At 35.8% G+C, this 26,849-nt stretch carries 29 protein-coding genes; all 29 read right to left on the bottom strand.

Translation table 11 applies throughout. The features are described from left to right. Position 1: 1 nt before the first annotated feature. The 29 genes from NHH15_RS06170 to NHH15_RS06030 all read right to left on the bottom strand — a co-directional run bounded on the left by NHH15_RS06170 (position 2) and on the right by NHH15_RS06030 (position 26,816). The gene (locus NHH15_RS06170) at positions 2 to 1,267 is read right to left on the bottom strand and encodes a hypothetical protein (RefSeq protein WP_262065787.1); all 1,266 of its coding nucleotides are present in this window, start codon (positions 1,265 to 1,267) and stop codon (positions 2 to 4) included. 10 nt (positions 1,268 to 1,277) lie between these two features. Continuing rightward, positions 1,278 to 1,799, bottom strand: a complete 522-nt coding sequence (locus tag NHH15_RS06165; RefSeq protein ID WP_262065786.1) for a JAB domain-containing protein — start codon at positions 1,797 to 1,799, stop codon at positions 1,278 to 1,280. Between the two features lie 101 nt (positions 1,800 to 1,900). Further along, on the bottom strand, positions 1,901 to 2,482 hold the full coding sequence (locus tag NHH15_RS06160; protein ID WP_262065785.1) for a helix-turn-helix transcriptional regulator: 582 nt from the start codon (positions 2,480 to 2,482) through the stop codon (positions 1,901 to 1,903). 10 nt (positions 2,483 to 2,492) lie between these two features. After that, positions 2,493 to 3,071 (bottom strand): 5' nucleotidase, NT5C type, encoded by a 579-nt coding sequence (locus NHH15_RS06155; RefSeq protein WP_262065784.1) that lies wholly within the window; start codon positions 3,069 to 3,071, stop codon positions 2,493 to 2,495. Between the two features lie 10 nt (positions 3,072 to 3,081). Then, a complete protein-coding gene (locus tag NHH15_RS06150) occupies positions 3,082 to 4,017 on the bottom strand; it encodes a DUF5688 family protein (RefSeq protein WP_262065783.1) in 936 nt (311 codons plus the stop codon). 129 nt (positions 4,018 to 4,146) lie between these two features. After that, positions 4,147 to 4,884 carry a hypothetical protein gene (locus NHH15_RS06145; protein WP_262065782.1) on the bottom strand — a complete coding sequence of 246 codons (738 nt, stop codon included), beginning with the start codon at positions 4,882 to 4,884 and terminating at the stop codon, positions 4,147 to 4,149. 4 nt (positions 4,885 to 4,888) lie between these two features. Continuing rightward, entirely contained in the window at positions 4,889 to 6,220 is a 1,332-nt protein-coding gene (locus NHH15_RS06140) for a relaxase/mobilization nuclease domain-containing protein (RefSeq protein WP_262065781.1), read from the bottom strand. Then, positions 6,202 to 6,573, bottom strand: coding sequence for a MobC family plasmid mobilization relaxosome protein (locus NHH15_RS06135; RefSeq protein ID WP_262065780.1), 372 nt, complete (start codon positions 6,571 to 6,573; stop codon positions 6,202 to 6,204). Before NHH15_RS06135 ends, NHH15_RS06140 begins: the two co-directional genes overlap by 19 nt. Positions 6,574 to 6,593: 20 nt before the next feature. Next, positions 6,594 to 7,109: a hypothetical protein gene (locus tag NHH15_RS06130; protein ID WP_262065779.1), complete on the bottom strand. Its 516-nt coding sequence runs from the start codon at positions 7,107 to 7,109 to the stop codon at positions 6,594 to 6,596. 113 nt (positions 7,110 to 7,222) lie between these two features. After that, entirely contained in the window at positions 7,223 to 7,483 is a 261-nt protein-coding gene (locus NHH15_RS06125; protein WP_262065778.1) for a DUF4954 family protein, read from the bottom strand. Positions 7,484 to 7,857: 374 nt separating this feature from the next. After that, complete coding sequence (locus NHH15_RS06120) at positions 7,858 to 8,268, bottom strand: hypothetical protein (protein ID WP_262065777.1); 411 nt, start codon at positions 8,266 to 8,268, stop codon at positions 7,858 to 7,860. Continuing rightward, a complete protein-coding gene (locus NHH15_RS06115; protein WP_262065776.1) occupies positions 8,249 to 8,722 on the bottom strand; it encodes a hypothetical protein in 474 nt (157 codons plus the stop codon). The genes NHH15_RS06120 and NHH15_RS06115 overlap by 20 nt, the downstream gene beginning before the upstream one ends. Before the next feature lie 65 nt (positions 8,723 to 8,787). After that, on the bottom strand, positions 8,788 to 9,864 hold the full coding sequence (locus NHH15_RS06110; protein WP_262065775.1) for an ImmA/IrrE family metallo-endopeptidase: 1,077 nt from the start codon (positions 9,862 to 9,864) through the stop codon (positions 8,788 to 8,790). Positions 9,865 to 9,877: 13 nt separating this feature from the next. Continuing rightward, positions 9,878 to 10,090, bottom strand: coding sequence for a hypothetical protein (locus tag NHH15_RS06105; RefSeq protein ID WP_262065774.1), 213 nt, complete (start codon positions 10,088 to 10,090; stop codon positions 9,878 to 9,880). Positions 10,091 to 10,102: 12 nt separating this feature from the next. Further along, positions 10,103 to 10,381: a hypothetical protein gene (locus NHH15_RS06100; protein ID WP_262065773.1), complete on the bottom strand. Its 279-nt coding sequence runs from the start codon at positions 10,379 to 10,381 to the stop codon at positions 10,103 to 10,105. Continuing rightward, positions 10,378 to 10,929 carry a hypothetical protein gene (locus NHH15_RS06095; RefSeq protein ID WP_262065772.1) on the bottom strand — a complete coding sequence of 184 codons (552 nt, stop codon included), beginning with the start codon at positions 10,927 to 10,929 and terminating at the stop codon, positions 10,378 to 10,380. The genes NHH15_RS06100 and NHH15_RS06095 overlap by 4 nt, the downstream gene beginning before the upstream one ends. Positions 10,930 to 10,946: 17 nt before the next feature. Further along, positions 10,947 to 12,680: a CHAP domain-containing protein gene (locus NHH15_RS06090; protein WP_262065771.1), complete on the bottom strand. Its 1,734-nt coding sequence runs from the start codon at positions 12,678 to 12,680 to the stop codon at positions 10,947 to 10,949. 21 nt (positions 12,681 to 12,701) lie between these two features. Further along, positions 12,702 to 15,374 carry a VirB4-like conjugal transfer ATPase, CD1110 family gene (locus NHH15_RS06085; RefSeq protein WP_262065770.1) on the bottom strand — a complete coding sequence of 891 codons (2,673 nt, stop codon included), beginning with the start codon at positions 15,372 to 15,374 and terminating at the stop codon, positions 12,702 to 12,704. Then, a complete protein-coding gene (locus NHH15_RS06080) occupies positions 15,375 to 15,764 on the bottom strand; it encodes a PrgI family protein (protein WP_262065769.1) in 390 nt (129 codons plus the stop codon). A gap of 14 nt (positions 15,765 to 15,778) precedes the next feature. After that, the gene (locus tag NHH15_RS06075) at positions 15,779 to 16,606 is read right to left on the bottom strand and encodes a hypothetical protein (protein ID WP_262065768.1); all 828 of its coding nucleotides are present in this window, start codon (positions 16,604 to 16,606) and stop codon (positions 15,779 to 15,781) included. A gap of 14 nt (positions 16,607 to 16,620) precedes the next feature. Beyond that, a complete protein-coding gene (locus NHH15_RS06070) occupies positions 16,621 to 16,989 on the bottom strand; it encodes a hypothetical protein (protein WP_262065767.1) in 369 nt (122 codons plus the stop codon). 12 nt (positions 16,990 to 17,001) lie between these two features. Continuing rightward, entirely contained in the window at positions 17,002 to 17,217 is a 216-nt protein-coding gene (locus NHH15_RS06065) for a hypothetical protein (protein ID WP_262065766.1), read from the bottom strand. A gap of 78 nt (positions 17,218 to 17,295) precedes the next feature. Beyond that, complete coding sequence (locus NHH15_RS06060; protein WP_262065765.1) at positions 17,296 to 17,694, bottom strand: hypothetical protein; 399 nt, start codon at positions 17,692 to 17,694, stop codon at positions 17,296 to 17,298. 6 nt (positions 17,695 to 17,700) lie between these two features. Beyond that, complete coding sequence (locus tag NHH15_RS06055; RefSeq protein WP_262065764.1) at positions 17,701 to 18,738, bottom strand: coiled-coil domain-containing protein; 1,038 nt, start codon at positions 18,736 to 18,738, stop codon at positions 17,701 to 17,703. A gap of 31 nt (positions 18,739 to 18,769) precedes the next feature. After that, positions 18,770 to 19,312, bottom strand: coding sequence for a hypothetical protein (locus NHH15_RS06050; protein ID WP_262065763.1), 543 nt, complete (start codon positions 19,310 to 19,312; stop codon positions 18,770 to 18,772). Positions 19,313 to 19,374: 62 nt separating this feature from the next. Continuing rightward, positions 19,375 to 23,847, bottom strand: a complete 4,473-nt coding sequence (locus tag NHH15_RS06045) for an isopeptide-forming domain-containing fimbrial protein (protein WP_262065762.1) — start codon at positions 23,845 to 23,847, stop codon at positions 19,375 to 19,377. 91 nt (positions 23,848 to 23,938) lie between these two features. Further along, on the bottom strand, positions 23,939 to 24,919 hold the full coding sequence (locus NHH15_RS06040) for a PspC-like choline-binding domain-containing protein (protein WP_262065761.1): 981 nt from the start codon (positions 24,917 to 24,919) through the stop codon (positions 23,939 to 23,941). A 355-nt stretch (positions 24,920 to 25,274) separates the two neighbouring features. Further along, positions 25,275 to 26,381 carry a replication initiator protein A gene (locus tag NHH15_RS06035; RefSeq protein ID WP_262065760.1) on the bottom strand — a complete coding sequence of 369 codons (1,107 nt, stop codon included), beginning with the start codon at positions 26,379 to 26,381 and terminating at the stop codon, positions 25,275 to 25,277. 27 nt (positions 26,382 to 26,408) lie between these two features. After that, positions 26,409 to 26,816 carry a single-stranded DNA-binding protein gene (locus tag NHH15_RS06030; RefSeq protein ID WP_262065759.1) on the bottom strand — a complete coding sequence of 136 codons (408 nt, stop codon included), beginning with the start codon at positions 26,814 to 26,816 and terminating at the stop codon, positions 26,409 to 26,411. Positions 26,817 to 26,849 lie beyond the last annotated feature (33 nt).

Genomic DNA, 26,849 nt, shown 5'->3' with positions numbered 1-26,849 from the left:
CCTATTTAGTCAGCTTAGGTGGCGTTGGCATTTTTACTGGTTTGATTGTTTTATCAAGCACTTTGCTTTTATCCTTAAACTTGCGATTAACTATATCATAATGATTATTAAATATAGACTGACCCGATTCGCGTAACTTCGAAGCAATAGGCTTGCCATCCTGATCCAATACTATTGGCGCCTTATCTCTTTCTAAGAAAGTCACATAAGTAATACCATCATCTGCCAAAAACACATTATCTGCATCTACAACTAATGTTTGCTCACTATCTCCCCATGTTCCGGGAATACGTGAGGCAAAAAGTGAGCCTGCTTGCGTTTCTTTAAATCCACCAAAACTGCTTTCTTCTACCAATGTCTTATGATTGATTGAAATTTCAACGTAGTTAATATTATTTTTTAGGTTTTCATACTCAATATCGGCTGTTGTTCTGGTCTTTGATTGAGTCGCTGCCATACGAGCTGTAGCCATCTCTAGCTCGCCCGGTGGACGCTCAAACTCTTTATTTGCTTCTTGATATTTTGTAGCAGCATTTTCTATGTAAGCACGTTCATCCGTTCTTGCCGTATCTAAATATTGTTCTTGCCCAATCACTTTCATATCTCCAATTTGTGCCTCTGGATCTGACTTAATCAAGTTTTCACTATAAACCTTATACCAATGCTGTGCTTTTGAAACATCAGCATTTGCTACCATTATTTGAATCTCCCCATCTCCAACATTAAGATCTGGAAGAATTGTGTAATTGATTCCTAGATTAGAAAAATCATCTTGAACTAAAGTCACTTGATCCTCAAAGGGTATACTGATAATACTAACATTGCCATTGGTTAAGTTTTCCAGATCATAACGTTTCTTTTCACCACCTTTTAAATTACTCAAGACATGGCGCTCGAACCAAGGCATAAACCTATCTTTATCTTTTGTATCAATCGCTACTTGAATAATTCCATCATTCTTATTTAAATCCGGAAGAATTGAAAACTGCAAGCCAGAAGCCGTCAGCTCCTCTTTAAGTTTCTCCTGATCAATTGCCGGGATATTATATATTTGATACGCACCTCCCGTCTTCGCAATAAAACTTTCTAAATCCTTTGCTTCTCCTGGCTTCAAAAGTTTCTTACTTACCATTCGTCGGATAAATGTATTCAATAGCATAACCGTTCCTACCGCTGCAGCATTATTAAAAAGAAACATACCTCGCATTGCTGCACCGGCCCCACGCATATTCATCATGATATTTTGCATTTCTCTATCATTTTCCATATTTTCTCTCCTATAAATGCCTCATACTCTTTGTTGTTCTTCCTTTTTCTTGAAGCATTCCTTTTCTCCACTGTGACATTACTTGTTTACCCAGCAGATGTTCTTCCATCATACTGAAATACTTTCCGCTCTTTCCACCTACAATAATGTGATCGACAACCTCAATACCTAGAAGTTCTCCAGCCAAAGCTATTTTTTTGGTAACACTTATATCAGCTTGGCTCGCCGAAGGATCTCCGCTTGGATGATTATGAAAAAGGATAATTGATGCAGCATTTGATAGAATACTACTTTTAAATATTTCTCGACCAGTTACAATCGAAGAGCTGATGTCACCCATGCTTGCTATTTGCATATTAATCGGTACTGCCTTTGTAGACAAGTTTACCAAGACTAGTACTTCTCTATCATATTGAACTAATTCCTTTTTCACAAACTCTATGGCTGCCTCGGGCGTAATAATAGGTTCTTCACCGAGCATTCTTGCATCATGAACTAAACGTACATGTACCATATCAAAATCCTTATTCATTAGCTTGCCTCTTCTAATTCCACAACTAACAATGTCATTTCCGGCATTTCCTCTACCCATTCCCGGATTTCATCTGCAGTCATTTCTCTAAAAACATTCATCTATTTAACCCTCCTGTTTCCAATACTAACAACTGAATCTTTATGTACCGAATTTCGGGACGGCTTAGAAGCCTCCGGAAGAACCTCTTTAGCTCTGTTCAAATTATCTGCACAACTCTGAGCTACCGCCCGATTATCCCAAGTTACATCTTCGAAATCAATATTTTGGACTACCTCTCCCGTCTGTGTATCAACAATCACATATACTTCCTTATCATGCACCTGTTTCTCTTGTACAATATGACGTTTCAAAAGACTTTCTAATCCTGCTTTTCGTAAAATCCCCAAAAGATACTGATTATTTTCTTTAATAATCGCCACCTCATCTTTGACCTCTAAAACCGTTTTCATTAAATCTTCACGAGAAGGAATCGCCTTTATTTCCCCTTCACGGAGATCATTAATTGATACCGAAAAAATATTACTTATCATTTGCAATGTTTCTATCGATGGCTTAGCTTCACCATTCTCAATTTTTACGACATCTTCTTTTTCCAAAAAAATAAGCCGACCAAATCCAGCTTCATCTAGTTCTTTACTTTCTCTTATTTTTTCTATTGCCTTACCAATTGTTTTTTCCATGTACTACTCCTTAGATTTTGGGCACCAGAATGTTTTGTCTTTGACTTCGAGTATCTTGCTTATTTCCTCTCTCTGGTTGTTTATCAAGTAACTTATTATTCAATACAATAGATACTATTTCCTTCTTTAAATCAGTTTCTTTGAAATCAACCATACTTCCCACCCAAGTTCTTCTCGTATGATTGATACCATTCAGTAATTTAATACCCTTTGCCGGTGGCTCCCATTCCATCAAATTTTTAGTATAATCATCTAACAAATAATCACTTTCTGACAAATTAGGAATAACCGACTTTTTTTCTTCACCACAAGGAACGAATATACGCCTTTCATGATTTACTTCTGGCAAATATTTATCTAACCACTCATTTTTCTCTTCCAAAGCATATGGGCTATCAACCAAGTACGATGAAAGAATATGCACGCCAATTTCTGGATTCTCATTAATTACTTCTCTTATCGCATCCACAACATTTTGGTGTACCTCTAGGTTTCTAAAATAGCCGGGCTCATACAGCGTTTCTAAAGTATCGACTGGCTTAAATATTGCCAGTGTTCCATCCATATCCACAAATAATCGTTTTTCCATCATTTTTCTCCTACCTTTTTCTTGGTATAATGTTTCTATCCATTTGCTTATCTACAGCCAATTCCAGCTTTTTATGTGTATAATCATACTTGTATACCTCATCTGACAATTGCTCTTTGGGCTGTACCTGCGTTTCGTTTATATCTCGAACCATATCTCTTAATTCGCTCGCTGGTATGTCCACACTTACTGGTACAATAAGTACTTCATGGATGCTACTTGGAAGTACATAATAATCCTCTCCCACTACCTTTCCAATTTTGTTCATCACTTCTGGATAAAAAAGTGCTGCTGCTCCATAACTCATTTGCCGATTACTAAGAATTAGCATATCTCCCGAATCCACTTTTAAATCTTCGTTCCAAGTCGCTTCCTTATCACTTCCACTTATCATATTATTTAGGACATTTTCAATGTGTTCTAACGTTTCTGGATTCCGCCTTTGAGTATTATCTAGTGCCAGCATATGAAGCTCCTCTTTTGTCATACCTAATGTCGCAAAAAGTTTATCACCAATAGGTGCTGCTGTATTTTTACCAAATATCTCTGCAAAACAGTATGTTGCAACCAAGCCATTTCCCATGTCTGTGTAAATATGTTTTTCCAAATGCTTTGCATTTCCCTTTTTCGTCTTAATCCGAAACTCTATATTTTCATTATTGAAACTGTCGGCCGAAGGGAACTGGAACGTTTGTTTTCTGCTTTCAACATCCTCCCATATCATATGACTTATATTATCTATATTATATCCATCACAATAAAGCTCATAGTATGCATCAAGTCCATACATTACGTCTTCGCTATCACTCAAAGCAACCTTGATATTTGGTGTCTCAACATCATTTATCTGTCCTACCTGCTCTAAACTAATATTTCCTTTCATTTCAGTTGGTACAACTTTTTGTAATTGTTTAAATAAATCTTTTTGAAATTCTTTATAACTCATCTTTTCTTCTCCTTTCCACCCACAACTCTTTTTCTATATTGGCTTAAATACCTATACCTCTTTTCAATTTCTTTTCTCTCCGTTTCAACTATTACAAGTATTTTCTCATTTTTCATGCTAGTTCTCCTTCTACTTATTGTATTTTAAAATCATTTCTTTTAATCTTTTCATCGTTGATACACTTAAATTGGGGGATGCTAATACTTCAATATCCTTTATTTGTATCCCTTCTTCAATACATTCAATCAAAAACTCCTTCTGCTCAACACTATATTTTTCGTCTTTTAAATAGGTACGGATAAATTTCCCGGTATCACCTGCCTTTCTAACATTAAAAAACCAACCTCTTATACCACTAGGTTGGCTGCTCGCATCATCTCTTACTTGTACCGAATTTCGGTACAACCTTTCTTTCCCCCTCTCTTCTTCAAGACTTTTCACTTTCTGCTCTAACATCAAGATCATTTCTTCCTTAGATTTAATAATATCTTCCTGGGCTTTACTTTGCTGTTTAAATGCCTGTTCAATATTTTCAGATATAACTTTCTTTATTTCTTGACTTTCTTTACAAACGTCACTGACTTCATCTTTTAGTTTCAAAACAGTTTGATTTAACCGATCAGTCTTGCTAACTTTTTTACTCCAGTTTTCAATTCTCGCCTTTTTGACTTTATCAATATCCGCTGCTGCTTTAGCCAAAATCAATAAATCCTCTAATGGCATTCCATCAATAATACAAATCAGATACCACTCTCTTGTTTTCCAGTCTTTTATTTTTGACAAAAAATCTGCTTCTGCCTCTTTGAGTCCAAATTCTTTTGCAACCTCTAATTGATATGAAAGTATATCTCGATTTTCATTTTCCACTTTTTCACCTCCTATTATTTATGCTTTTCACAGGTTTTAACGAAGGACCTTTTCTGTCTTCATCTAAAATTCTTGTTATAATTTTCTTTTCGTTTGCAATACTACAAATTTCTTGTTCTAAATCTTTAAGATCATCTTCTGTAAAATGATATTCGATTTCCTGCTCCAGCTCCCTTAATCTCTCCATCACATTATCAATTCTTTCATCATCAATGGTATTTAGATTCCTTACAAGGGAAAAGTACTCCCTCATGGTACTTGTTTTACTATACCCTCTTAGTGTCTTTCGTCTTTGATACAAAGCTGCTAAGTGAGTATCAACTGAAACGAAACGTTTTTGTAGTTCCTCCTCAGATTTAATAGAATTGCCGAGAATATATTTACATTCAGAATAGAGTTTATCAATTTCCGACAAATCTTTTCTAACTGCCGCTGCGGAAATGTTTACACTTTTAATATTGTGATAATTTTTTGCTCGAAATAAGCGCTGCACTTTCCGTACCTGATATCTCGGCAAAATGTTTTTATAACCATTGGCATATGCTTTTATAAGTTTAGGTGCCACATTTGGTTTATACGCAATATCTTTTTCTAAAATGCGACTCTCAATCTCTTCTCTCACATAACCTTTACCCAAAGTATAATCTCTTCGATTCCGATTTGCGCCGGGAATAGAATACGAAACATATTCTTTGTTGTTTTTTTTACTAAAACCACCCCGCATTGTATAGCCCTGCTTTAACATATTATTTTGAAATTCTTCCCATGAGCTACTTTTAGAAATCGCATAATCAATGTCGAGTTTTAATACTGTTTTCCATCCCCCCTTTTTCCATTCTGCATAATGAACCCCCTTTCTTTTTTCTGTATATGTCAATTCTGATAGGTTATAATTTTTACTTACCTTATCAGTAATTGGTTGAATACTTTTTAGCCAGTCACCTTTCACATAACGATATTTGTATCCGGTTGTCCGACTCACTGAATTAAAAGTAATATGTCCATGTATATGAGCTTGGTCTGTGTGAATTACAAAAACATAATCATAATTTTCTCCTAAATATGCTTTGCAGAAATCTTCAACCACTTTATAGGCAGTCTCTTCATCAACCTCGCCGGGCTTAAAGGAAATGACAAAATGATATCCTTTACGTCCATCTGTCTTTTCAAAATCTATTTTTGTATCCATAAAGTTATTATATATTTCGATTGCCTCGGATCCTGCATTCCCCCCTACCAATTGTCCAGCTTTTGTTTTTTTTTCATCCAAGATGTATTTGATATTATTGTAAAGATGAGAATTCTCTTTAATATGCATTAGCTTTGTGATTGCCATAAAATTCCTTCTTCCAGTAGAGCGAGCATTTTATTTTCAAGTTCTTCGATTTTTTTTAACTCTTCTGCTAAATGTAATGCATCATCTTGAAAAAAATAACCACTGTTGATTCTCTTCACAACTTGGTTAATGTTCACTCCTATTTTTCTTATTTGAAAATTCAAATTACGTAATTCACGTTTCATATCTTTGGGGCGACCATTCACAAACACCACATTACGGATATATGCACTTAAATTAACTTTTCCATCCAATGTTTTAGATTCTATATCCTCTTCGGCAAGTTTTTTTAGAATGTCAAATTCTCTTTCTGTCAATCTCAAATGAACATAGTTCGTTCGATTTGTCTTCATAAAACAATCTCACCTTTCATTCACATAGAATTAGAATGCTCTTCATTTCTATTGACTTTTCCCGGTTGGGCTTGCAACAATTCACCAACCATTTTTATACTTTCTGGTGATACTTCTCCAAACGTTTCCTCTATTTGTTTTGTCAATTCTTTCGTAAGTTCCATTTTTTTCACAAGCTTATCTTCTTCAATTTCCTTTTCAATCTCCTGAATCTTTGTTTTTATTTCTCTCTTTTTACCTTTCAACACAAGTTCCTTGTCTTCGATTTTCTTTAGCTCATTAATTTGCTTTTCAAGCTTTTCTTCTTTTGTCATAAAATCATCTCCTTCTTTTTTCGCTTCATAAATCATAGCGATTTCATCAAGTCCTATCACACATTTTTGTATAAACTCATAGTCAAATATTAATAGTTTTTTTCTGTCATTTACACTTATAATTTCTTCAATCACCCCCATAACTCTTCCATACTTTTTTTGAATTATGATTACCGGAATTTTTTTCTTTATGTAGTAATACAACTGAACTTTTCCTATCATTTTTCCCACCAAAAAAAGAGAATCCTTTTCATGGAGTCTCTTTCCTCTACTTCTCTAATTATATTTTATCACTTCCATACTCTACTATCTAGGTTCATTTACTTCCAAACTTTTTAAACATAATACTCGTTTCCAGTTTCCAAATCTTGCTTCATACTTCTATTTTTTAATGTGACACTTATGTACTCATTCTGTTTATCGAAAAGCTCTTCTATCTTTTCAAGAACTTCTTTTTGTTTGAGCTTTTCTTTATAATTAATCAAAAGAAATTCAATTAAATCCACTTCATCTGGAAACTTTTCTTTATCACGTCTCTCAATAACTGCGACTGCCTCTATTGTTAATCTGAAATGCTTTCTCTGCTTGATTGACATGTCTTATCCCCCCTTTCTTATGTTTTTTTCATCTGCGCCCAGATAGGCGCACACGTCCCCCATGTGTGCCTACTTAGGCGCTTCTCTGTACGCCTGTTCAGGCTCATTTGTACACCCAATCAGGCTCCAATCTGCTTGTCAGATTGGCAAGATACGCATTTTGTGCTACAAAATACCTCTTGTTAGGGGAAAATCCCCTAATACCCCTCGTATATCATGTGCCTAGATGGGCACATACATGTATAAAAAGGCAGCACATACATTCAAAATGCTGTGCTGCCAATAATGTGTTTTTTATTCGTGAGGATGATTTTTCATTTTTTTCATCTTCAACAACTTGAAAATTTCTCACCTCTACATCTTCTTTCAAAAACTTAATTACTCTGAGCTGATAAAAAAAATGCTCCAATTATTCCTATTCCCATTACTGCTCTTAAAATCGGATTGTCAATTAAAATAATTAGTATAACTAACAACATTAAAACGGCAAAAGCAGAAAAAAGAGTTGCAATTAATTCAGCAACATCACACTCTCCTCCAAGTATTCTTTTCATAAGTATAACGAATAGAAGTATTCCAACTAGAAATATTACTACTGCAAAACCAAAATACTTTAAAGCAATATGATCATTGTAAGCCAAAAGTTCCCATGGGTTTTCATCCAATCCTTCACTTAATAAAACAGCATTTAACTTATTTAATGATATCAAAAATCCAATATTAAAAATAGCATATACAACTACATACCATAATCTCTTCACAAGCTCATTCATTGTTTGATTCATTTTCCTTTTTCCTTTTATCTCGAACTAGTTCAATTATATTTTTTTGCTCATCTAATCGGTAAAGATCATACAACATCATCCCTATCGCAATAACAAATAAAGCAAAAACAAAAAATAGAAATATAGCAAAAACATATATTGTTACTTCTGTTTTTAATGCCTCACTCGCCGGGGCAGTAAAATACACCATAAGTGCTTTTTCAATAATACCAAACAGGTACTTTCCTAAATCCATAAAAACAGACATTACAAATGCAATCCCAACCACTGACAGAACTCTTTTTTTATGATTTACTTTTGTATTTATATTAACAAATTCCATGTCTAATTCATCATCTGTCATGTCTTCATATGTTGCTACTCTTCTCTTAAATTTAGAAACATCTCTTTTTCGCTTTTGAGGGTATGAAATATTGTTTAATGCTTCTAAAAACCGTTTCTTTAATTTACCCATTTTTACACGCTCCTTGCTTTATTCTATCATATTTCAATACCATGAACAATCAAAGTACTTTAACATCACAATTTTAATTTTTTCTCCTCTCTATTTAATGAGGCTTTTGATATAGACATTTTTCTTTCTGCTTTTGGGGAGAAACTTTCTTTCATATCCTTACATGTATTTTTCTTATATCGATACTCAAGTGCTGGCATGTGTTCTTTGAAAACAGAATGGGCTTCATTGAATGATTTTTCTAGTGATTCTTGTATCTTTTTTTCTTTCAACAATTGACTTAAGTTAGAATATTTACTTTCTAGTTCACTCACATGTTCCTTGTAATGATTTGCAAAATGAGCTTTTCTACTTTCCGATAATGGAATTCCCTGATGGGATTGTAACAAAATACTCACAGCATCCGCTTCATATTCTTTTTTTGCAACGCTTGAACTATTTTCACCCTGATGAATAAGAGCATGTCCTAATTCATGAGATAGGGTACTTAACTTTTCTGTGTCATTTAGCTTTTCGTTTATGATAATCTTATTTTCATCTGGGTAATACATTCCTCTTAATGCGATTGACGAAACATTTGAAAACTCGACAGGGCAATGTAATACATCATTAGAAAATTCTATGATTGCCTGTGTTAATTCTTGGTGTTCTTTAGAATCATATCCCACTGAAAAATACTCCGGATAACGTTCTTTAGGAAAGTCAGTTTGTGAGATATCAAAAACCGTACCCAATTTAAATCTTAGTCGTTGTTCTCCTTCGATTATTCCTTTTTTATAATTCTCTTTTTGCTCCTTGGTTGCCCCAATAAGAGGAATCTCTTTTCCATCTATCTTTAAAAAAGTTGCTGTAACTGGAACCCAAACCATCAACCCTTTTTCACCTTTTTCGACATGCCACCCTTCATCTTTCCATCTATCAAAAGATTGTACGAAAAGAGCAAACTCATTTTGACTCTGAATTAAAACTTGATTTTTATAGCTATAACGAGGAAATTTAGCCCCAAACTCAAAGAGTTCGGCCAGCCTCTCAGGATTCTCCTGATAAGACTTTCCGAACTCCTCAACATATTGCCTTGCTTTTTCCTCCTTTTCTATCAAACTCTTCTTCCATGCTTCTTTATTATATGATTGCTTTTTCATTTTGTTTTCCTCTTCAAATATCGTGATAGATCTTTAGGATTTCATCTTGATCTCTTTTACTCTTTTTTATAATCGGAATAAAGTACTTATTTGTAGATAGGGTTGTTCCAACCGGAGTTTCATTTCTATCTCCTGGAAACAAAAAAAGTTCTCCAGTCTCTACTAAAACAACTGCCTCTTCCTTGTAGTGACCGATTACAACATTATCTTGGATTGCTATTCCCATTTGCTTTCCTCCCTACAATTGTTGAATCCATTTACGAATATAAGAGTCCTCAAAGCTTTTTATGTCTGTCATCTCATAAATATATGAATAACAGCTCTCTAAAATGTTACCTAATGATGCTAATTTTTCTTGTTGAGACTCTGATATTTTTTTCTTTTTTAAGTACTCACAAATTCTTCTTTTCACAGAAATCTCTTCCGCTTTTGTGAAAATCGCTTCTTTTGTTGTGCGCATACAATCCAAGTAAAATCTTTCCCATTCATAATTCATTCTCTCTTGCAGCGTCATCATTTATCCTCCTCTTGAACATCTCTTATTGCTGGAGCATTACTTTCTTGTTTCCATACTCCCTCTTTGATATCAGCTTTTGTAAGTGCTGACCGTGCAATTTCAATCTCCTTACTCTTTGGTTCAATATGTGCTTCTAAAATGGTTTCTTCCTCATCATCTAGGAAAATATAGATATAAGTTTCTTCTGGATGATCATACGGAATATAAGAATCTACACATTTTGCTCTTGTCGCTTTAATCTCGTTCTTCTGTACAAAAACATTGACCTCTTGATCCAAAAAGGCTGCATAATTTCCAAGTAGAGCATCTGCAAACTCTTGTCGGTTTTCTAACACAACATACTCGTCATAATCAATACTATATGACGTCTCTTTCTCTTCCTTCTCTTCAAATTCTACCTGTACTTTTTCCTGTACCTTTGCCTGTTCCTCTTTCTTTTTTGTCCGGACACTTTGTGCACCGACAATAACTGCAGCAAGTAAAGATATTATTCCCACTACAATCAGAAAATAATATCTTGGAATTTTCACATCTCTTTTTAATTTCATTCGTTTCTCCTTTCTTACTACCAATAACTTCCCGATCTAATTGCTCGAACAACTCGTGAATCCCATTCTGGATGAAACTGTTTGGGGTGTTTTGATGTTCCATACCATGAGTATTTATCGACAACAAATTCAACAACCCCTCGACCTTCTTGATGTCCATATTCGTTGGCTCCTGAATCACTTTGGTTTTTAATATCACCTACAACAGAACGTATAACCTCGCCGTTTTCCAGCTCCCAATCAATATAATCTCCAACTTTACCAAATTTAGTAGTACACGCAATTACATATCGTTCTCCAATCTTTGCGAATCCATCTGCGTCAAAATTCATACCCGCTTCTTCCCGTAATTTATATTGGTTAGAGCTTGGACTTGTAATTGTCTGCCACCCCATATAGGTATATACAGTTCCATATGGCTCTGGAATCTCAATTGAATCTTCTTCTGGATATTCTGGAGTACAATAACCAGAAATAGCTGAGTAACTTCTCGGATAATAATTATGCGTCACATGACTACTTGCGTGATAAGGGCTGCTAGAACTATTGCCAGAGTTTCCCTCAATTGTTTCCACCCGATCACTCTCCGCATCATATCCTACAACAATTCCAATATGGGACATACCATTTTCAAATACAATTAAATCTCCTGCCTTAGGGTGATACTCACTTTCTTTTGTTTTATACAAATTCTTCCCTTGATACCAACTACGGTATCCTGCCACTGATGCACTCTTAGGAACAATTTTTTCTTCTATGTAACCACATTCATTCGCACACCAAGATACAAATATAGCGCACCAGTCTGCATTCATTCCATACCAGTCCTTATACTTAGAACCTCCTACATTTTTATCTGCATTTGCCAACTCCTCTTTTGCCACTCTCGCCATTCCATTTTGTGTACCACTACTTAATTGTGCTGTACCTATTGTAATTGTAATAATTAAAACAAGCACTCCTACTAGAATAAGAGAAATCAATGATCCCATGAGAATTCCTGTGAAAGATACGATCGATGAAAGAATGCTACCTACCCCTGCAAGTAACACACCAAGAGCAACTTGAACAGCTCCACCAAAACCTTTCTTCTCCATGCCTTTTTCAATCTGTTCATTTGCCTTCTTCTGCATTTCGTTAAGATGAGCACTTTGTGTAGCCGCTTTTTGTTGTAAGCTCTCCTTAAATTTATTCGCAACCTTAAGAGATGCTCCTGCAACAACGCTGACACCGCCTGTTGCGACTCCAGTTGCGACTCCTGCTCCTGCTTCTGTAGCAACCTTCACACCTTGCTTAGCCCCTTGCTTCACTCCTGTTTCAATTGTTTTTAATGTCCCTTCTTTTGAGGCAACAGATATTTCTTTTTTACCAATCTTTCCTGCTTGAACACCATTCCCAACACCTGATGAATGAAGCATAGAAGAATTGTTAGCCGAGTTTTTCTTCTCACCATTGACGTTTAGAACAGAAGATTTTTTTTGAAGAACCGTCTTCCCATTATATCTATTCGCTTTTCGGTAGTATTTATTCTTTTTACTGGCACTTAACCGATCCCATTTCCTTTTTTCTTTCATTTTAAGATATGGATTAGGATTCAAGGTATTCGTCTTCTCTTTCTCTTGTTCTCCTTCCTTTTCCGGCGCCGTTTGCTTTCCAATTTCTTCTGTTTTTCTTTTTACTTCCTGGACACCTTTTGTCACACCATCTTCTACAATTTTAAGATTGGTTTGGCTTTCTTTCATTAGTTTCATTTTTCAGTTCTCCGTTTTGTATTAGCTACATTTCCGATACTGTCTATTAAAATCCTCACCTTCGGATTGAAGTATTTTCGCAGAAACCAAGGAAGAAAGAATGTCCACAGCTTCATCTTCTGATTTGGAAAGTATTGCTGCTGCATCTCTTACTGAAATTGCACTCAGACTCGCTGCCTGACATATGATTTCCTTATCCACTTCATCGATTACTAGAGTCTCGGTTTCTTTTATTTGCTCTGGATCTAATTCTATTTCTTTTGTACCGAAATTCGGTACACTCTCTTGATTCTTCTTTGCTCTTGAAGCTTTTTCGTGGAAGTTTGTACTTATCAAATCATAGATCGGATTAGCTGGGTCCATATACGCATCAAAAAGAATTGTCTTCTTTCCCCATACCATAACTCCATGTCCCGGCTTTTCTTCGGCAAGAGAATTAAATTCCTCTTCACTAAATTCAATAATCTCACTAATTGCCCTCGCATCTCCTCCAGATTGATCCAAGAAACATTTGTATCCACAGTTTGCAAACATGTCTTTTAACGCCTTATTCTCAATTGCTTTCGATGCATTCTGCATAAGAAAAGTGCAGATCCCACCGTATTTTCTAAATGTAACGGTAGCCTTTACAAGCATAGCAGCACTGGTTGGCTTTTCTGACACTACTTGTGTTTCATCTACAATAAATCTTGTTGCTCTCTGAAGGTCTTGGTTATAATCAATTCTTGTCTGAAGATAATTCATTATTGTAATCATTGATACTTCCCACATATTTTCAGGAACATTTGCAATTCCAAAGACCGTAAAGCGGTTATTAATTTTAATATTTGTAGGATGTGAGAACATATCATAACCACCGTCTGTATATTCTTCTAAAGAATTATAGATTTCTTGAATTCTTCGCTTATCTCCAGTGTCTCCCGCCGACTCCATTTCCAGTCGTAACTTCTCTCGTAGGATAATAAGTGTTGGCTGTTTTTTTAGTCGTTTCTGCTCAAAAGATTCTTCATACATCTGTCTCACACACCGCCCAATGATTGACAAATGTTCCTGTGTCACTAAGATATTTGTCATGGTTGCAGTACAAAAAGATTTTGCATAATCACTTTGATTTGCAACGAATTTTTCTTTCTTCTTATTCGATCCGTTAAAAATCTCTTCTGGAATTTCAAAAGAATTCAGGTATATTTCTGCTTTTGGTGTGAAATCAATAAATGTCCCTCCCCATTCCGGGGTTACACCTTCCAACTCGTTCTGTGGATCAATTGCAAGAATATCATCATCTGTTGACAACAATACTTGAGAAATTTCTGTACTTTTTAGAAGCATCGACTTTCCCGCTCCAGTGTGACCCACAACAATTCCATGTGGACTCTTTAACTTTTTTCGGTCTGCTAGAATTGCTCTTTTTGTCTTTCGATTGATGCCATAAAAAATACCTCCAATTTCTTGAATGTCCTGAGCATAATATGGATGAAAAGCCACAATAGAGGATGTTAAGAAGCTACGCATATGATTTACTTGCCGCCCACCAATTGGAAGTGCCGTATTTAAAGCATTGAGTTGTTGGAAATTGTAGATATCCAGACGTACACTGTTTTGTCTGCCAATTGATTGCATACGTTGAATCCGTTGCGCCAGTTCCTCTTCACTATCTGCTACAACTACAAGAAGCAGTCCCATATAAAATGCTTTCTCCGAGTTATCATCCACTTGATCACGGTAAGCTTCTAACTCATCTTTGATTTTTTCTTTACGATATGACGTACTGATAACCTTTGCTCCTGCTTTAGCCTTTGCATCTGCCTCCTCTTGTATTGCTCTCTCGTTATTTGTATGTGCTGCCGCTAACCGATCCTTTAAAGTTTGTCGCTCAATTGGAGCATAATCTAACGTCAGATATAGCGGAAAGGGCACATCAATAAACTCATGGACAAATTTATCTGCATCTACAGAACTTCCATAGTCATGTCCAAAAAGAACAGAAACATAGGTCTCGCCCATCAGCATAAAATTGCTATAGCTTTTTAATGATATTGGTAATACATTGTTTTTAATATCTCCATTCTTGAGCTTTGGAAGAATCTCAGCCAAGTTGTTTTCTTCCTGACGGAAGAACGACCGCAAACTTGCGAATCGCTCAAAAGCAGTCATTTTATGAAGGCGAGATCCCCAAGATTCAAAGTTCTTATTTAGTTCCGAATCAATTGTCTTAAAGTAGAACCCTGCTTCCTCAAAATCTTTTGCTCTTGTTGTCACAACCAAATACATCATCTTATTAACATTTGCTTCCTGACCTACCTTCTCTACTCGCCACTGACTTATTCCGTCACTAAGAGCTAGGTATTCCTCTTTGTTTTTTTCAATGAACATTTTTTTAAAGTATTCATCCATATTCCTATATTCATTTGCTATGCTAATTTTAAAATCCGTATTCATTGCATTTAACCAGCGCATCATTTTCACTAAAGTTGATTCTTTCTGTTCTTCATTTTTCGCGCTATAATTAATGTCTTCGAAGATGTAACAGCAGTCATATAAACCTACACCTCCCTTTGGCTCTAGTTTAAACAGGCCTGTTGGCTCATAGTCCGAAACTTGTAATGCTTGATAAATACTTTTCGGTGTCTTATATACTGGAGTTGTTTTCTTTTTACGTTCCAGAAATGTACTTGTGGCATTGAATATTCCCATTTATTTTTTCCTCCTTTTAGATTTTTTGATTTTCTTCTTTTTTGTCTTTGGATATTCCATCGCATAGACTTTTTGATTTGCGGGATCGTACTCCTCTAAAATCATAGAAAGTTCCTTTGTGTTTTTTGTAAATAACATACATTTTAAAAGTTCAATAAGACTTAAATCCTGATAACGATAGACTCCCAAAAAGATAATTCCTCCCATAAGTGGTGTGCAAAGATAAACACATGCTACTGGTGAAAATCCAAACTTCAAGTAGAGTAGGATTGCAATACCTATGCTCACTAAGAATGCAATGAGACCACTAATCGTCTGGCGCAATGTCAGCCCCTTCCACGAGTTATTTTGATATTCTTTTTCAAAGTCCTTATTAATCGGTATTATCATTTAGTTTTCCTCCTTTATAACGCAAATGCCCTACGCAGCATACCATCTGTTCCCTTTACGGATGCAGCAAGAATAATCATGGTGATAAGGGATTGAATCGCTCCCCAAAATCCATTCATGTAGGAATCAAGAGCACCGCCTGTCATCCAATTAATTGAATGAATAAGTTTACTACCAATCGTCAAAACAATCGCTATTGCTACGATTTCAAATAAATAGCCCAAAAAGGTTTTGACCCAAGCAATCGCGGTATTACTGATTCCTTGTCCGCCGGCAATCGTACTTAATGCAATTGGTCCAGTTGCAACCATAAATAATATTTTTATGTAACGGCTATACACGGTTAAAAAAATCATTCCACCGCATATCAAAGCAACTAAAACATATATGAATCCAAATATGGCGAAAAATGCCCATGTGCCGACATCTAAATCTGCATTACTAAATGATATAGAACTACCATGTAGAACTTGTCCTGTAAGAGCACTAGCCATCCAGAAGAAGCCATGTATAATTCTAATCATTCCCAAAATTAATGCGTTGGCAGCAATAACATTTATACACAATTTTACAAATACCTCAAAAGTAAAGTTTTGTTTTAAATCTGTATTCTGTTTTATAAATCCAATAAAGAACCAAGTATTTAAAAGTGCAATCCCTATACTCTGTGCCCAAGGGTATAACACAAGTCTTACATAGTCCCATGCTTCTTGTGAGAATGCAGAGGGTGATGTTGTCATCACCCCTGTTACCATTCCCATTAAAAATTGCCATATTAGGTTGCCAATGGAAAATGCCGGTCCCATTAAGAATCCTGTCAATATATCCATCAATTTATCCATTTAAAACCTCCATTTTATACTAAGGTTGCCAAAATTTGCGGTGCAAGTACCATAACAATACCGCCACCAATCCGTTTCAGGGCACTTGCTTGTGTTGTACCATCTTGTGAACTTGTACTAATTCCCCATTCACCAATTCCCCAGGCACAAAGAATCATGCCAATCGCCGATACAAAGGCTAAAACAAGCTCTTGTAAACTACCAAGTCCTGCAGTAACAGCAGCTCCGCCTCCAGTCGCTGCAAATGTTGTCATTGGAGATGCAAAAATCATTACTCCAGCTACAAACACAAATGCTACAAATCGTTCAAATGCTTTTTTTCTAATTAACTTACTTTTTTCTTCTGTCATTTTTACATTAATGTTTTTCTTTACCATCTTCATTTTCTTCTCCTCTTATCGTCTATTAATTTTTCTAGCTATAAATCCAAAAATTAGTAATAGAAATAATGCGATTACAAAAAATACCAGCATTTTTCCTTTTACAAGTAAAAATGCGAGTGGTGTAATCGGCAACAGGTACGTTACTATTAAATACGCTAATACAAGCGCAACTATTAAAACTAACACTGTGATAATCTTATCTTTAATTCCAAATCCATTATTTCTCATAAAATAATCCTCCTTATTTTGATGTACCGAAATTCGGTACAAAAAAAAGACCCTTTAGGTCTTTATCATGGTTACTTTTTATCCGGGAAGTCTCCGGCATTTCATTTCTTCATTTTGAACGATTTTCCAATACGTCTCAAGATAGTCGTGACTATCTTCTTTCAAATAACATTCTAATGCCGTTTCAATGTCTTTATAACGACTTTTAGATAAATAGGCTTGTGCTGCCTGCAGACGTTTTTTTATTCCTCCTTCCTTATATCTCACCAACATACTATCTAATGCACAACGAAAATCCTCTGTAACAAAGTACATGTCACTAAGATCTGTATAGAAATCTGATCCGAAAGCAATTTTTCCTCTTGGTATTTCATATCCTGTTTTCTTTTGGGTGCTTTTCACTATATACCCAAAAACAACTAAGCAGCCCCCAGCTATTACTGCCAATACGATTCCAATTATGCTATAACTATTCATAGGCAGCTATTCCTTGGGTTTAAATGCATTGCTTACCTGATCTACCGCTTCAACAAGATTATAAAGAGGCAAATCTTTCATAAAATAAGTAGATGCAATTGCCTTTCCATCTTCATAATCAAACTTAGTCTCTGGATATAATTGATTCAATTCTGTAAATGCTTTTTTCAGTGCTCTATCATACTTCCGCTCCTTCAGGATTTCAAAGCGAGGAATATCAGTAAATAGAAAATAGTAATCCAATCCGTTCTTTTTAGCCGTTACAATCTCACCATCTACTCCGTGGCGTTTCTCCACATCGGAATATTCGTCATTTGAGGAAAGATAATTGTATATTACCATTGGTGTAATATCCTCTTTATTCTCCGTGCCTGCTACTGGCTCCATTTTTTCCTGCTTCAATTGCTCGGTATAATTTTCCTCAACAACTGCTATTTCTTCTGTTGGTCGCTCATTTTCTTGTGGACTAGTAATCTGTTGAGAAATCATTTTTTTTAGTAATTCTGCTTTCTCATTGACGAGATTCTGAATTTGCCCATTTAATGAGTCTACCTCTTTCTGGTGTTCCTCAATAGAAATCATATCATCACTCTGTCCTAGGGCATTAATCTCTATTTCAATTCCGCTCTCCTTTAAGCTTAAATCATACTCTAAGCGATCCTTAATACGCTCTGCTTCAATGCGGAGTGTAGTGACTTTTTCACTTTCCATTTGCGCCTTTAGCTTAAGTGTTGATATATCCTCCTCCATTGCTATACGATCCTGATTAATTTGCTCTTGAAGTACCCTTAGCTCATCCTCTTTCGCGCTTAATTGCCCCTCTCTTAATTGGTATTTTGCATTTAGTCCGTCAATTCTTTGTTGCTCTTCATTGAGCTGCTCTCTCGAAATTTGAATATCTTTCATTTTCTTGTCCAATTGTAACAACGCCTTTTTTAACTCGTCATTACGTTGACGGAATTCTGCATCACGCGCCTTATACTGTTCTTCTCGCTCTGCATGAATTGCTTGCATCTTTTGCATTATCTGTTCTGCTGCTTGCATCTTTTACCTCCTTTTTCTAATTCGGTATTAATCAGATTCTTAATCTTTTATACCTTTTTTCCTGATAAATACCCATACTTTCCATAGTAATAATCACACCAGATAAAACCTCGGCAATAAGCAGAAGAACCAAATTCTCTTCATCACCTGTTTTAACTGGTATCTCGTCTGTTTGGCGGCTTTCTAGTTGCTTTCCTTCTATATCTCCGTAATCTGCGACATTTTTTTCTTTAACTTCAATTTCTTCTTTTTTTTCTGAAAGAACAATAAGTTGTTCTCTTTTTGAGAACATCTTCCCATTTTTTTCATAAGTGATGATAATTGGATATGTACCTGCTGTTTCGCTATCTACCTGCGTCAAATCAACTGATATCTTTTTTATCCCTTTTTTAACCTTTAACTCCTTTTCTATGTTCGGAAAATCATCACATCTCTTCATATTTAACTCACTAGTTAGGATAATATCCGGTTCTTCTTTTTTTATCTCTTCTTTCTTACTTAAGTTTAAGAAGAGAATTGCACCCCCTGTACATAAGACAAAGAGTGCAATAAATAAAACACACCATCTCTTCATTAATCTACCCTTTCTTTGTACCGAAATTCGGCACAAAAAAAGCAGGTCATCCCTGCTCTACCTTAGATTTTTTTATTATAGCTCTTTTTCCCTTGTTTCCGGTAAATCAAATAACTAATGAACGCTATAATCAAAAATCCAACTGCAATTCCTAAATATAGATTCTTATTATTTCTAAGACCTGTCGCTGGTGCTTCACCATTCACTGTTTCAGGTGCACCCGGCTTCGGCAATTTAACTTTAAGCTCTGTTTCTGATGGTGGCACATTATCTCCTTTTGCTGTTGCCTTATTTGTAACAACATCTTCCTCAATTTCCTCTTTTAGCAAGGTTGAATATGTCACCTCCAGCTTATCCTTTACGGTTAAATCTTTACCTGTTTCTATTGTGAATTTATTACCTTCTACTATGATTTGCTCCTTTTTAAGTTCCAAAGCCTCACCATTGAAAAACAATTTAATAGTATCCGCTTTTAATTCACTTCCCTTTGTCACATTTTCATCTGTAATAATAACATTTTTTACAACGGATCCCTCTACCGTATTTACTACAGTCAGACGGTAATTTGCAGTTTCTCCTCGTACATAAGATTCCTTATCTGCAGCTTTTTGAATTTGCAATAAAGGTCTCAAAACTTTTGTCATATGCTCTGCTTCCGCCGGTGGAGTATTCTCACTCTTCACACTAGCTTTATTAACAATAGTATCCGCTTCTATTTCATCCGTAAATACAACATCATAGGTTACAACAATCTTATCTTTATCTGACAGGTCTTTTCTTGTTTCTATGGTGAATTTATTGCCTTTAACCTTAACTTGCTCCTCTGAGAGCTTTAGAGCCTCCCCATTGAAAAACACTTTAATAGTATCTGCCTTTAATTCACTTCCCTTTGTCAAATTTTCATCTGTGACAATAATTTTCTTTGCAACAGTATCTGCAACAAGATTTGTAATCTCCAAAGTATACTTTCCTGTTTCTCCTACTTGATAGACCTCCTTATCCACAGTCTTTATAAGATTCAGGGATGGTTCAAGAAGTGTCACTTTATTATCTGTATCAACCTTAGGAACTTCTTTTCCTTCCGCTACAGCTTTATTTACTACTGTATTATCTGTCACAGCTGTGTCAAAGAGAACATCATAAGTCACCGTTATTTTATCTTGATCAGTCAAATTCTTACCTGTAACAATGGAGAATACTCCATCTTTTACTTTTAACATCTTTTCTGTAAGCTTTATCTCTTCATCATTAAAATAGAGCTTAAGACTTGATGAAATCGCTTTTACTCCCTTCGTTTGGAAAGCATCTTCAATCGTTACATCAAGGACTTTAGAATCTGGGACTTTATTCATAACAGTTATTTTGTACTTACCTGTTTCACCTACGCAATAAGTTTCTTTATCAGATGATTTTTCAATGTTTAAAAGTCCATTTTTCTGCTTAATATAGACAATATTATCATCACTAACTGGGGGAACCTCTGTTGCACTAGCAGTCGCAATGTTAATAATTCCATCGTCTTGTACAAGAGCTGCTTCTTCAAAAGTACCTTTATAACGAACCTTAAGACGATCATCCTGTGTTAAGTTTTTCCCTGTTACAATTTTGAAACTCTTACCGTCATCACTAAAAGTAACTTCTTTGGGTTCAAATTCTTTTCCATTAAATGTTACTTTAATACTTTCTTGATCAATTACTGCACCATCAACTTGGAATGCATCTTCGATTACAACCTCTTTTGCATTTGTGCCTGGAACTTTATTACTTATATCCAATTGATAATGGAAAGTATCACCTATGTTATACTCCGCTTTATCTGCGGTTTTTACAATTGATAATCCCGGGAATTTTTCATCCTTTGGAACAATGACAACTTCGTCATCTTTTTCGTCTGGCGTATTATCAGATGAAGCTGTTGCAACATTTTCAACCGATTTTCCAGCTAGGCTTTCACTCACAATTGCAACTTGATACTCACAAGTGATAAGGGTCTCCGTTTTCAACTCCTCTGGATTCTGTTTCTTTTGTTCTGTCACTTTGCCGTTTTCATAAATGCTATAGTTGTCTGGATTAACACTGTCTTTTTCTAACACTGCCGTGAAGGTATTTCCGACAATTTCAATACTTATTGGCTTAATCACTTTTCCCTTTGAGTCGGTAAAGACAATACTGCCCTTTTGGAGTTTTACTCCTTCCGTTTTGATCTCGTCTTTTATGATAATATTACGAGCAATCGTACCGACCTGCTTATTGGTTAAATCAATCGTATAGGTCACCAAATCACTTACCTTATATTCTTTTGACTCTCGATCCGCTCTCTTGTCTAAAACAAGTTTAGGAGTGTTAATCCACACCTTAGCCTTTGCTTCGATATTATTTTTCTCAACGTTCGATGCAGACATAATTGCTGTATTGATAATCTCCATCCCATTTTTATCGGCTGGAGCTTTTACTGTAAAGCTTACAGCAACCTCTTCATTCTGTAGATATGGCCAGCTAACGGAAATTTTACTTCCATCTACATTCACTGTTGGCTTATTTTCCAAGGTTTTCCCGTTCAGTACAACATTAGCTTGTCCTGTTACCTTAACAGATTTTGGATCAATACTCATATCTGCCGGAAGACTTTCATCTTTTATTACGACGTTTTTAGCAGTCGCACCTGAAATTGTCTGTTTGCCTTTCAATGTGTACTTTATATCATCTCCTACTTGATACTCATATTTTTCAACTTCTTTTGATAATGTGATTTCCGGTGAATTGACATATACCTTACTCGTATCTTTTGGTTCGTCTGGAACATTCTTCGCCGAAACGCTTGCAGTATTTATTGTCTCTTTACCATTAAGAGTTTTATTTGCAACCCCTGTAAATGTTACAGTTACCGTCTCTGTTGTAAGTTCAGCAATATTAACCGTTAATTTGTTATTAGTTACAGAAGCTGTGGCACCTTGAATTCCTGAGACTTTAACACTTGATACATCAATCTCTAAATCCGTTGGAAGTGAATGGTCTTTTATGACAACTCCCTTTGCTACTGATCCAGCCGTTGTGTTTTTAATTACTAATTTGTAGGGGATTTTCTCTCCGACTTTATACTCTTCATATTTCTTTCCATTTATCGTTTTTTCAATGGAAAGTTTTGGCATAACAGGCTTAACTGTTGTAACATTTGTTTCAGCCTTATCTCCGTTGATTGTCGTCGTTCCTTTATTGGTAAACGCTGCACCTGTGTCAAATGCCTTTTTATTTACCTTTGTCTTGATTACAAACTGATAGGTTTCACCTTTATAATCCACCCCATTTGCTAAATAATTAGCATTGATGGTTCCCGTTACTGTATGACTATTCGGCTCATAATTAATAGTATAATTTCCACTACCAATGTCTGTCCCATTTTTGCAAATGGTTGCACTTGAATAATCAACTTCTGCTGGCAACTTATCTGAAAAAGAGAAAGAATCATATTTATAGGCTCCATTGTAACCAAGAGTTTCTACCCTCTGTTTTACTTGATATGTTATTTCTTCTCCAAGCTTGACACCATCATATTCTCTTATCCAGTCACTTCCTGCAACTTTCATATCTTTTTCTGGCATTGGAGCTGTTGCTGCCATCGGACTAAATGAAATGGCACACCATAAATCTGAGTTATAACCCGACCATTCTTTAACCAAATTAGAATCAGGAAGTTCAAAGCTTGGATCTAATAACCCTCGCCCTTGTGTATACTTTAGGGATCTCGTGTATACAGTGTAAAACAACTCAGCCGAATTAGTTTTTGCAACGATAGTATTTCGGTTAAACGTAGGATCAGTCATAACGTCCACGAAATTATCACTTAGACCTTCCCATCCCAAGTCTAGTGTTTGTACATTAGTATCTGTTAATCTTATTGTATCTACAACATTACCTGACTTGAAAATAACACCTTCTCCAAGATTTAGTGAACCGTAATAGAAGTACATGCCACTCCCAAGATATTTTTCTCCTGTGTCCCCATAATAGAACTCAGCATGAATATCAAATGAACTAATCCCATTAGAATTATGTCCTTCTTTTATATCTTCTGAAAACGAGATAAAAGGAATGGGTTCTGCTACACCACCTATACTTGGTCCTGTTAGCGAAAAATTACTTACTGTTAGTCTTAGTCCAACAGGACGACCATCTGGCATCTCAAGAACCCCTTCATAGTTAACCTCTATTGAACCAGTGTTATTAGTCGGAAAAAAATTCTCTGCTCGTCCAGCTGCAAATCCGTGATAATGGCGAGGATCAGAAAGAAATTGACTCCGATCACTTTGCGTAACTGTTATCTGTTCTATTCCCGAACTTGAAGATGACATCCCTGTGTTGTTTCCCGGCATAACTAAATCTTTCCATCGTTCAAATCTTCCGGGAGGATACAATTGATCTGCTGCTTCTACCTCCCTTAATCCCGGTGATACAAGTGACAACATCATTACCAGCAATAAAAACATAGATGTTATTCTGACAAAAATGCTTTTTTGTTTCTGTTTACTTTTTTTCATATAGTTCTCCTTTCGATTATAAAATTTATAATAAAAAGAGACTTAAGTGAAAATTCACTCAAGTCTCTTTTGCTTTAAATTATTTAAATCATTACATATCTGTTCGTAAAGTTCCCCATTCATAGCAACCTTCATACCATTGATCTAGCGTTTTATTGATAATTGCGTTGTAAAATACTGGATCATTTTTCTTAAAATCGTTACGGAATGTATTTTCCCATGCATCTGTACGTTTAGCTGCATAATACATGTATAAATCTCTAAACGCCCAATCTGCTGTTTCGTCATCTACGATTTCACCGCCGGGATTTGTTCCGCCGGGGTTGGTTGTACCACCGGGATTCGTTGTTCCACCGGGGTTGGTTGTTCCACCGGGATTTGTTGTGCCTCCGGGATTAGTTGGCTTAGTTGTTTCTTTAACTGCTCCGGGAACCCATTTACCTGTAATGTCTACATAGTAATTGCCGATCCAGCAATCTCTCCACATCCATCCATCATAACCGATGTAGTAGTTGCCGATCCACTGGCTCTTTGCACTTCGACCGTCGGCTTTGTAATATTTCCAATCGCCGTTACCGCAGTCGATCCATCCCGTCAACATTACCCCCTGATTGTTGATAAAGTATTCGGTATCCAAAGTGATGAATCTGTTACGAACCATGTATCCATCAGCTCCCATGTAGTACCAAAGTCCACTTGACAGTACCCATTGGTTTTTTGCCATATCACCGGAATTGTTAAAGAAGTTCCAGTCACCATTTCCACGGTCTAGCCAGCCTTGTTTCATTGCGCCCCCAGGCTGTAGGAAATATGTTTTTCCATTGTTTTCGATGAAAGCGTTATCTTTCATAACACCGTCAGCACCCATATAGTACCACGCATATCCCGTCCAGATCCAATCGTTTACCACATTCTTTCCCTTGCTGTTATAGTACCACCAAGTATTGCCCTCGTTATACCAAGAGTTTTTTGGTGCTGCCATTGCAACACTACTAAACAAAAATACCCCAGCTAACATCATCGCCATTCCGGCAATTAGTTTTTTTCTTAAATTTGTTAATGTCATCTTCATAATTGTCCTCCTTTACAAGTGATTTGATTTTACTCTCTTCCTTCTAACTTCTTTACGTAAGAATATTTTGCATTTCACATCATATAATATAAGATATCATGAAATTATGTTTCTTGCAATTAATCTTACTTTTACTTGAACATCCAACGTCTTTTACCATTTTGGTGGGTCTCTGTTTTTCATATCATCTCCAAATCATCAAAAAAAGAGCCCAATGATTATTAGACTCTTCGTGTTCTCCGTATCCATGTATCTGCTATAGATACACCTTCTTAAGTCTAATATAACATATTCGATTTTTCATATCTAGGTACATTTAGGTACATTTACTTCCGCTTTTTTCACTTACACATATTTATTGAATCAATCGTCTCTGCAGTTCATCCATATCATATTCTCGCTCTGAAAAGTTGCTAAACTTACTCTTGCCCTCCTTGTAGATATTACTGTTTTTAGCTTTCAAGTATAGTCTTTCAAACTCCGTTTTAAACTTTCTTGTATTTCTTATTTGGGGCTTCCAAAAATCATCTAGGTTTAAATATTCAATGGTCTTTGCAATTTGCCCTGCGGTGAATCCAGCTCGCAATAACTGTGATATCGGAGTAACCCACATATCAAACAATTCCCCGTATTCTGGAAAACGCTCTGTTGGTAACTGGTCAACTTGAAGTTGATTTATAAATTGTCTCGTCAAAGAAACCTCTGGGCTCTCTGGATCAAACCAAGGCTCATACTCTTCTACGCGCCTTAATTTATCTTTCAGTTTTAGGGTATCTTTAATACTATTATCAGTCTTGTTATTATTAGTCTTATTAGGGTGCACGTTTTTGCACTTCTTGACCTGCAAGAATTTGCACTTCTTGACCCGCATGTTTTTGCACCTCTTGACCTGCAAGAATTTGCACTTCTTGACCTGCACGTTTTTGCATGTCTGAAATTTGTTTACTTCTCCCGGGGAAAGAGTACTGTCTTTTTTTGCATATGAACTTTTACTGACTGTAATGTTTTGCTTTTGTCGCAGCACTACTTCTACATCTTCATCTCTTTTTTTAGATACTATTCCTTCATTTTCCTTTTCTTTACTTCTATCTGCAGCCTCTTCAATATGCTCTGCAGCAACGAAAATATTATTAACGTATATAATATTCGGTAATCCTTGCCCTTGCCTTCTTTTTTCAATTAAGTGTATCTGCTCTAACTCCTGCAGAAGCATAATTGCTTTTCTTTCGGAGCAATTAAATTCCTCCGTAATATTCTTAACTGTAAATATTATATATACTCTGTTTTCATCGTCTAACCAGCCATTCTTTTGAGATAATGACATTCTATCAAGCATAATGCCATAAAGGAGCTTTGAGTCTGATTTAAGGTTTGAAAAGCGTTTATCTTGAATAAGCATCTTCGGAAGTCTGAAAAAGCTAAACATCTCACTTTCACTTCCATAGTAGTAATTAAATTCCATCTCTATATCCCCCGTTTATTCTAATCATTACTCCATGTAATACCCTTCATTTCCCCCTTTCTCTTCAATGCTATTGTCATATCCATTTTCACTATCTGTGCTTCTCTTAAATCCATCTGCAAAATATTGATTCAAAACAAAAATTTCTACGGTTGGAATTTTCTTTCCAGTTTCAGAATCCTCGTAGCTACCAGACTGTAATCTTCCTTGTACAACAATTTTACTGCTCTTATTAAGATATTTGGCTGCAAATTTTGCTTTTGATCCAGTTACTATACAATTAAAGAAGTCACAGTCTTGTCCGGACTCTCTTTTTACATCTCGTTCGACTGCCAGACGGTAGCGACCCCACGTCTTCTCCTGACCATCTTTATTATTGCTATAAATATCTGGATCTTTTACCAATCTTCCCATTTGTATTACACTATTTAACATCCTATTTCCTCCTCATTTATTAATCATGTTTGG

It is taken from the genome of Aequitasia blattaphilus (genome assembly GCF_024721305.1).
Taxonomy (GTDB): domain Bacteria; phylum Bacillota; class Clostridia; order Lachnospirales; family Lachnospiraceae; genus Aequitasia; species Aequitasia blattaphila.
This window is presented reverse-complemented; position numbering and strand designations above follow the sequence as displayed.

Coding starts and splice junctions, on each gene's coding strand:
- NHH15_RS06170 (WP_262065787.1), bottom strand. CDS start 1,267: ATGGAAAATGATAGAGAAATGCAAAATATCATGATGAATATGCGTGGG.
- NHH15_RS06165 (WP_262065786.1), bottom strand. CDS start 1,799: ATGAATAAGGATTTTGATATGGTACATGTACGTTTAGTTCATGATGCA.
- NHH15_RS06160 (WP_262065785.1), bottom strand. CDS start 2,482: ATGGAAAAAACAATTGGTAAGGCAATAGAAAAAATAAGAGAAAGTAAA.
- NHH15_RS06155 (WP_262065784.1), bottom strand. CDS start 3,071: ATGGAAAAACGATTATTTGTGGATATGGATGGAACACTGGCAATATTT.
- NHH15_RS06150 (WP_262065783.1), bottom strand. CDS start 4,017: ATGAGTTATAAAGAATTTCAAAAAGATTTATTTAAACAATTACAAAAA.
- NHH15_RS06140 (WP_262065781.1), bottom strand. CDS start 6,220: ATGGCAATCACAAAGCTAATGCATATTAAAGAGAATTCTCATCTTTAC.
- NHH15_RS06135 (WP_262065780.1), bottom strand. CDS start 6,573: ATGAAGACAAATCGAACGAACTATGTTCATTTGAGATTGACAGAAAGA.
- NHH15_RS06130 (WP_262065779.1), bottom strand. CDS start 7,109: ATGATAGGAAAAGTTCAGTTGTATTACTACATAAAGAAAAAAATTCCG.
- NHH15_RS06125 (WP_262065778.1), bottom strand. CDS start 7,483: ATGTCAATCAAGCAGAGAAAGCATTTCAGATTAACAATAGAGGCAGTC.
- NHH15_RS06120 (WP_262065777.1), bottom strand. CDS start 8,268: ATGAATCAAACAATGAATGAGCTTGTGAAGAGATTATGGTATGTAGTT.
- NHH15_RS06115 (WP_262065776.1), bottom strand. CDS start 8,722: ATGGGTAAATTAAAGAAACGGTTTTTAGAAGCATTAAACAATATTTCA.
- NHH15_RS06110 (WP_262065775.1), bottom strand. CDS start 9,864: ATGAAAAAGCAATCATATAATAAAGAAGCATGGAAGAAGAGTTTGATA.
- NHH15_RS06105 (WP_262065774.1), bottom strand. CDS start 10,090: ATGGGAATAGCAATCCAAGATAATGTTGTAATCGGTCACTACAAGGAA.
- NHH15_RS06100 (WP_262065773.1), bottom strand. CDS start 10,381: ATGATGACGCTGCAAGAGAGAATGAATTATGAATGGGAAAGATTTTAC.
- NHH15_RS06095 (WP_262065772.1), bottom strand. CDS start 10,929: ATGAAATTAAAAAGAGATGTGAAAATTCCAAGATATTATTTTCTGATT.
- NHH15_RS06090 (WP_262065771.1), bottom strand. CDS start 12,680: ATGAAACTAATGAAAGAAAGCCAAACCAATCTTAAAATTGTAGAAGAT.
- NHH15_RS06085 (WP_262065770.1), bottom strand. CDS start 15,374: ATGGGAATATTCAATGCCACAAGTACATTTCTGGAACGTAAAAAGAAA.
- NHH15_RS06080 (WP_262065769.1), bottom strand. CDS start 15,764: ATGATAATACCGATTAATAAGGACTTTGAAAAAGAATATCAAAATAAC.
- NHH15_RS06075 (WP_262065768.1), bottom strand. CDS start 16,606: ATGGATAAATTGATGGATATATTGACAGGATTCTTAATGGGACCGGCA.
- NHH15_RS06070 (WP_262065767.1), bottom strand. CDS start 16,989: ATGAAGATGGTAAAGAAAAACATTAATGTAAAAATGACAGAAGAAAAA.
- NHH15_RS06065 (WP_262065766.1), bottom strand. CDS start 17,217: ATGAGAAATAATGGATTTGGAATTAAAGATAAGATTATCACAGTGTTA.
- NHH15_RS06060 (WP_262065765.1), bottom strand. CDS start 17,694: ATGAATAGTTATAGCATAATTGGAATCGTATTGGCAGTAATAGCTGGG.
- NHH15_RS06055 (WP_262065764.1), bottom strand. CDS start 18,738: ATGCAAGCAGCAGAACAGATAATGCAAAAGATGCAAGCAATTCATGCA.
- NHH15_RS06050 (WP_262065763.1), bottom strand. CDS start 19,312: ATGAAGAGATGGTGTGTTTTATTTATTGCACTCTTTGTCTTATGTACA.
- NHH15_RS06045 (WP_262065762.1), bottom strand. CDS start 23,847: ATGAAAAAAAGTAAACAGAAACAAAAAAGCATTTTTGTCAGAATAACA.
- NHH15_RS06040 (WP_262065761.1), bottom strand. CDS start 24,919: ATGAAGATGACATTAACAAATTTAAGAAAAAAACTAATTGCCGGAATG.
- NHH15_RS06035 (WP_262065760.1), bottom strand. CDS start 26,381: ATGGAATTTAATTACTACTATGGAAGTGAAAGTGAGATGTTTAGCTTT.
- NHH15_RS06030 (WP_262065759.1), bottom strand. CDS start 26,816: ATGTTAAATAGTGTAATACAAATGGGAAGATTGGTAAAAGATCCAGAT.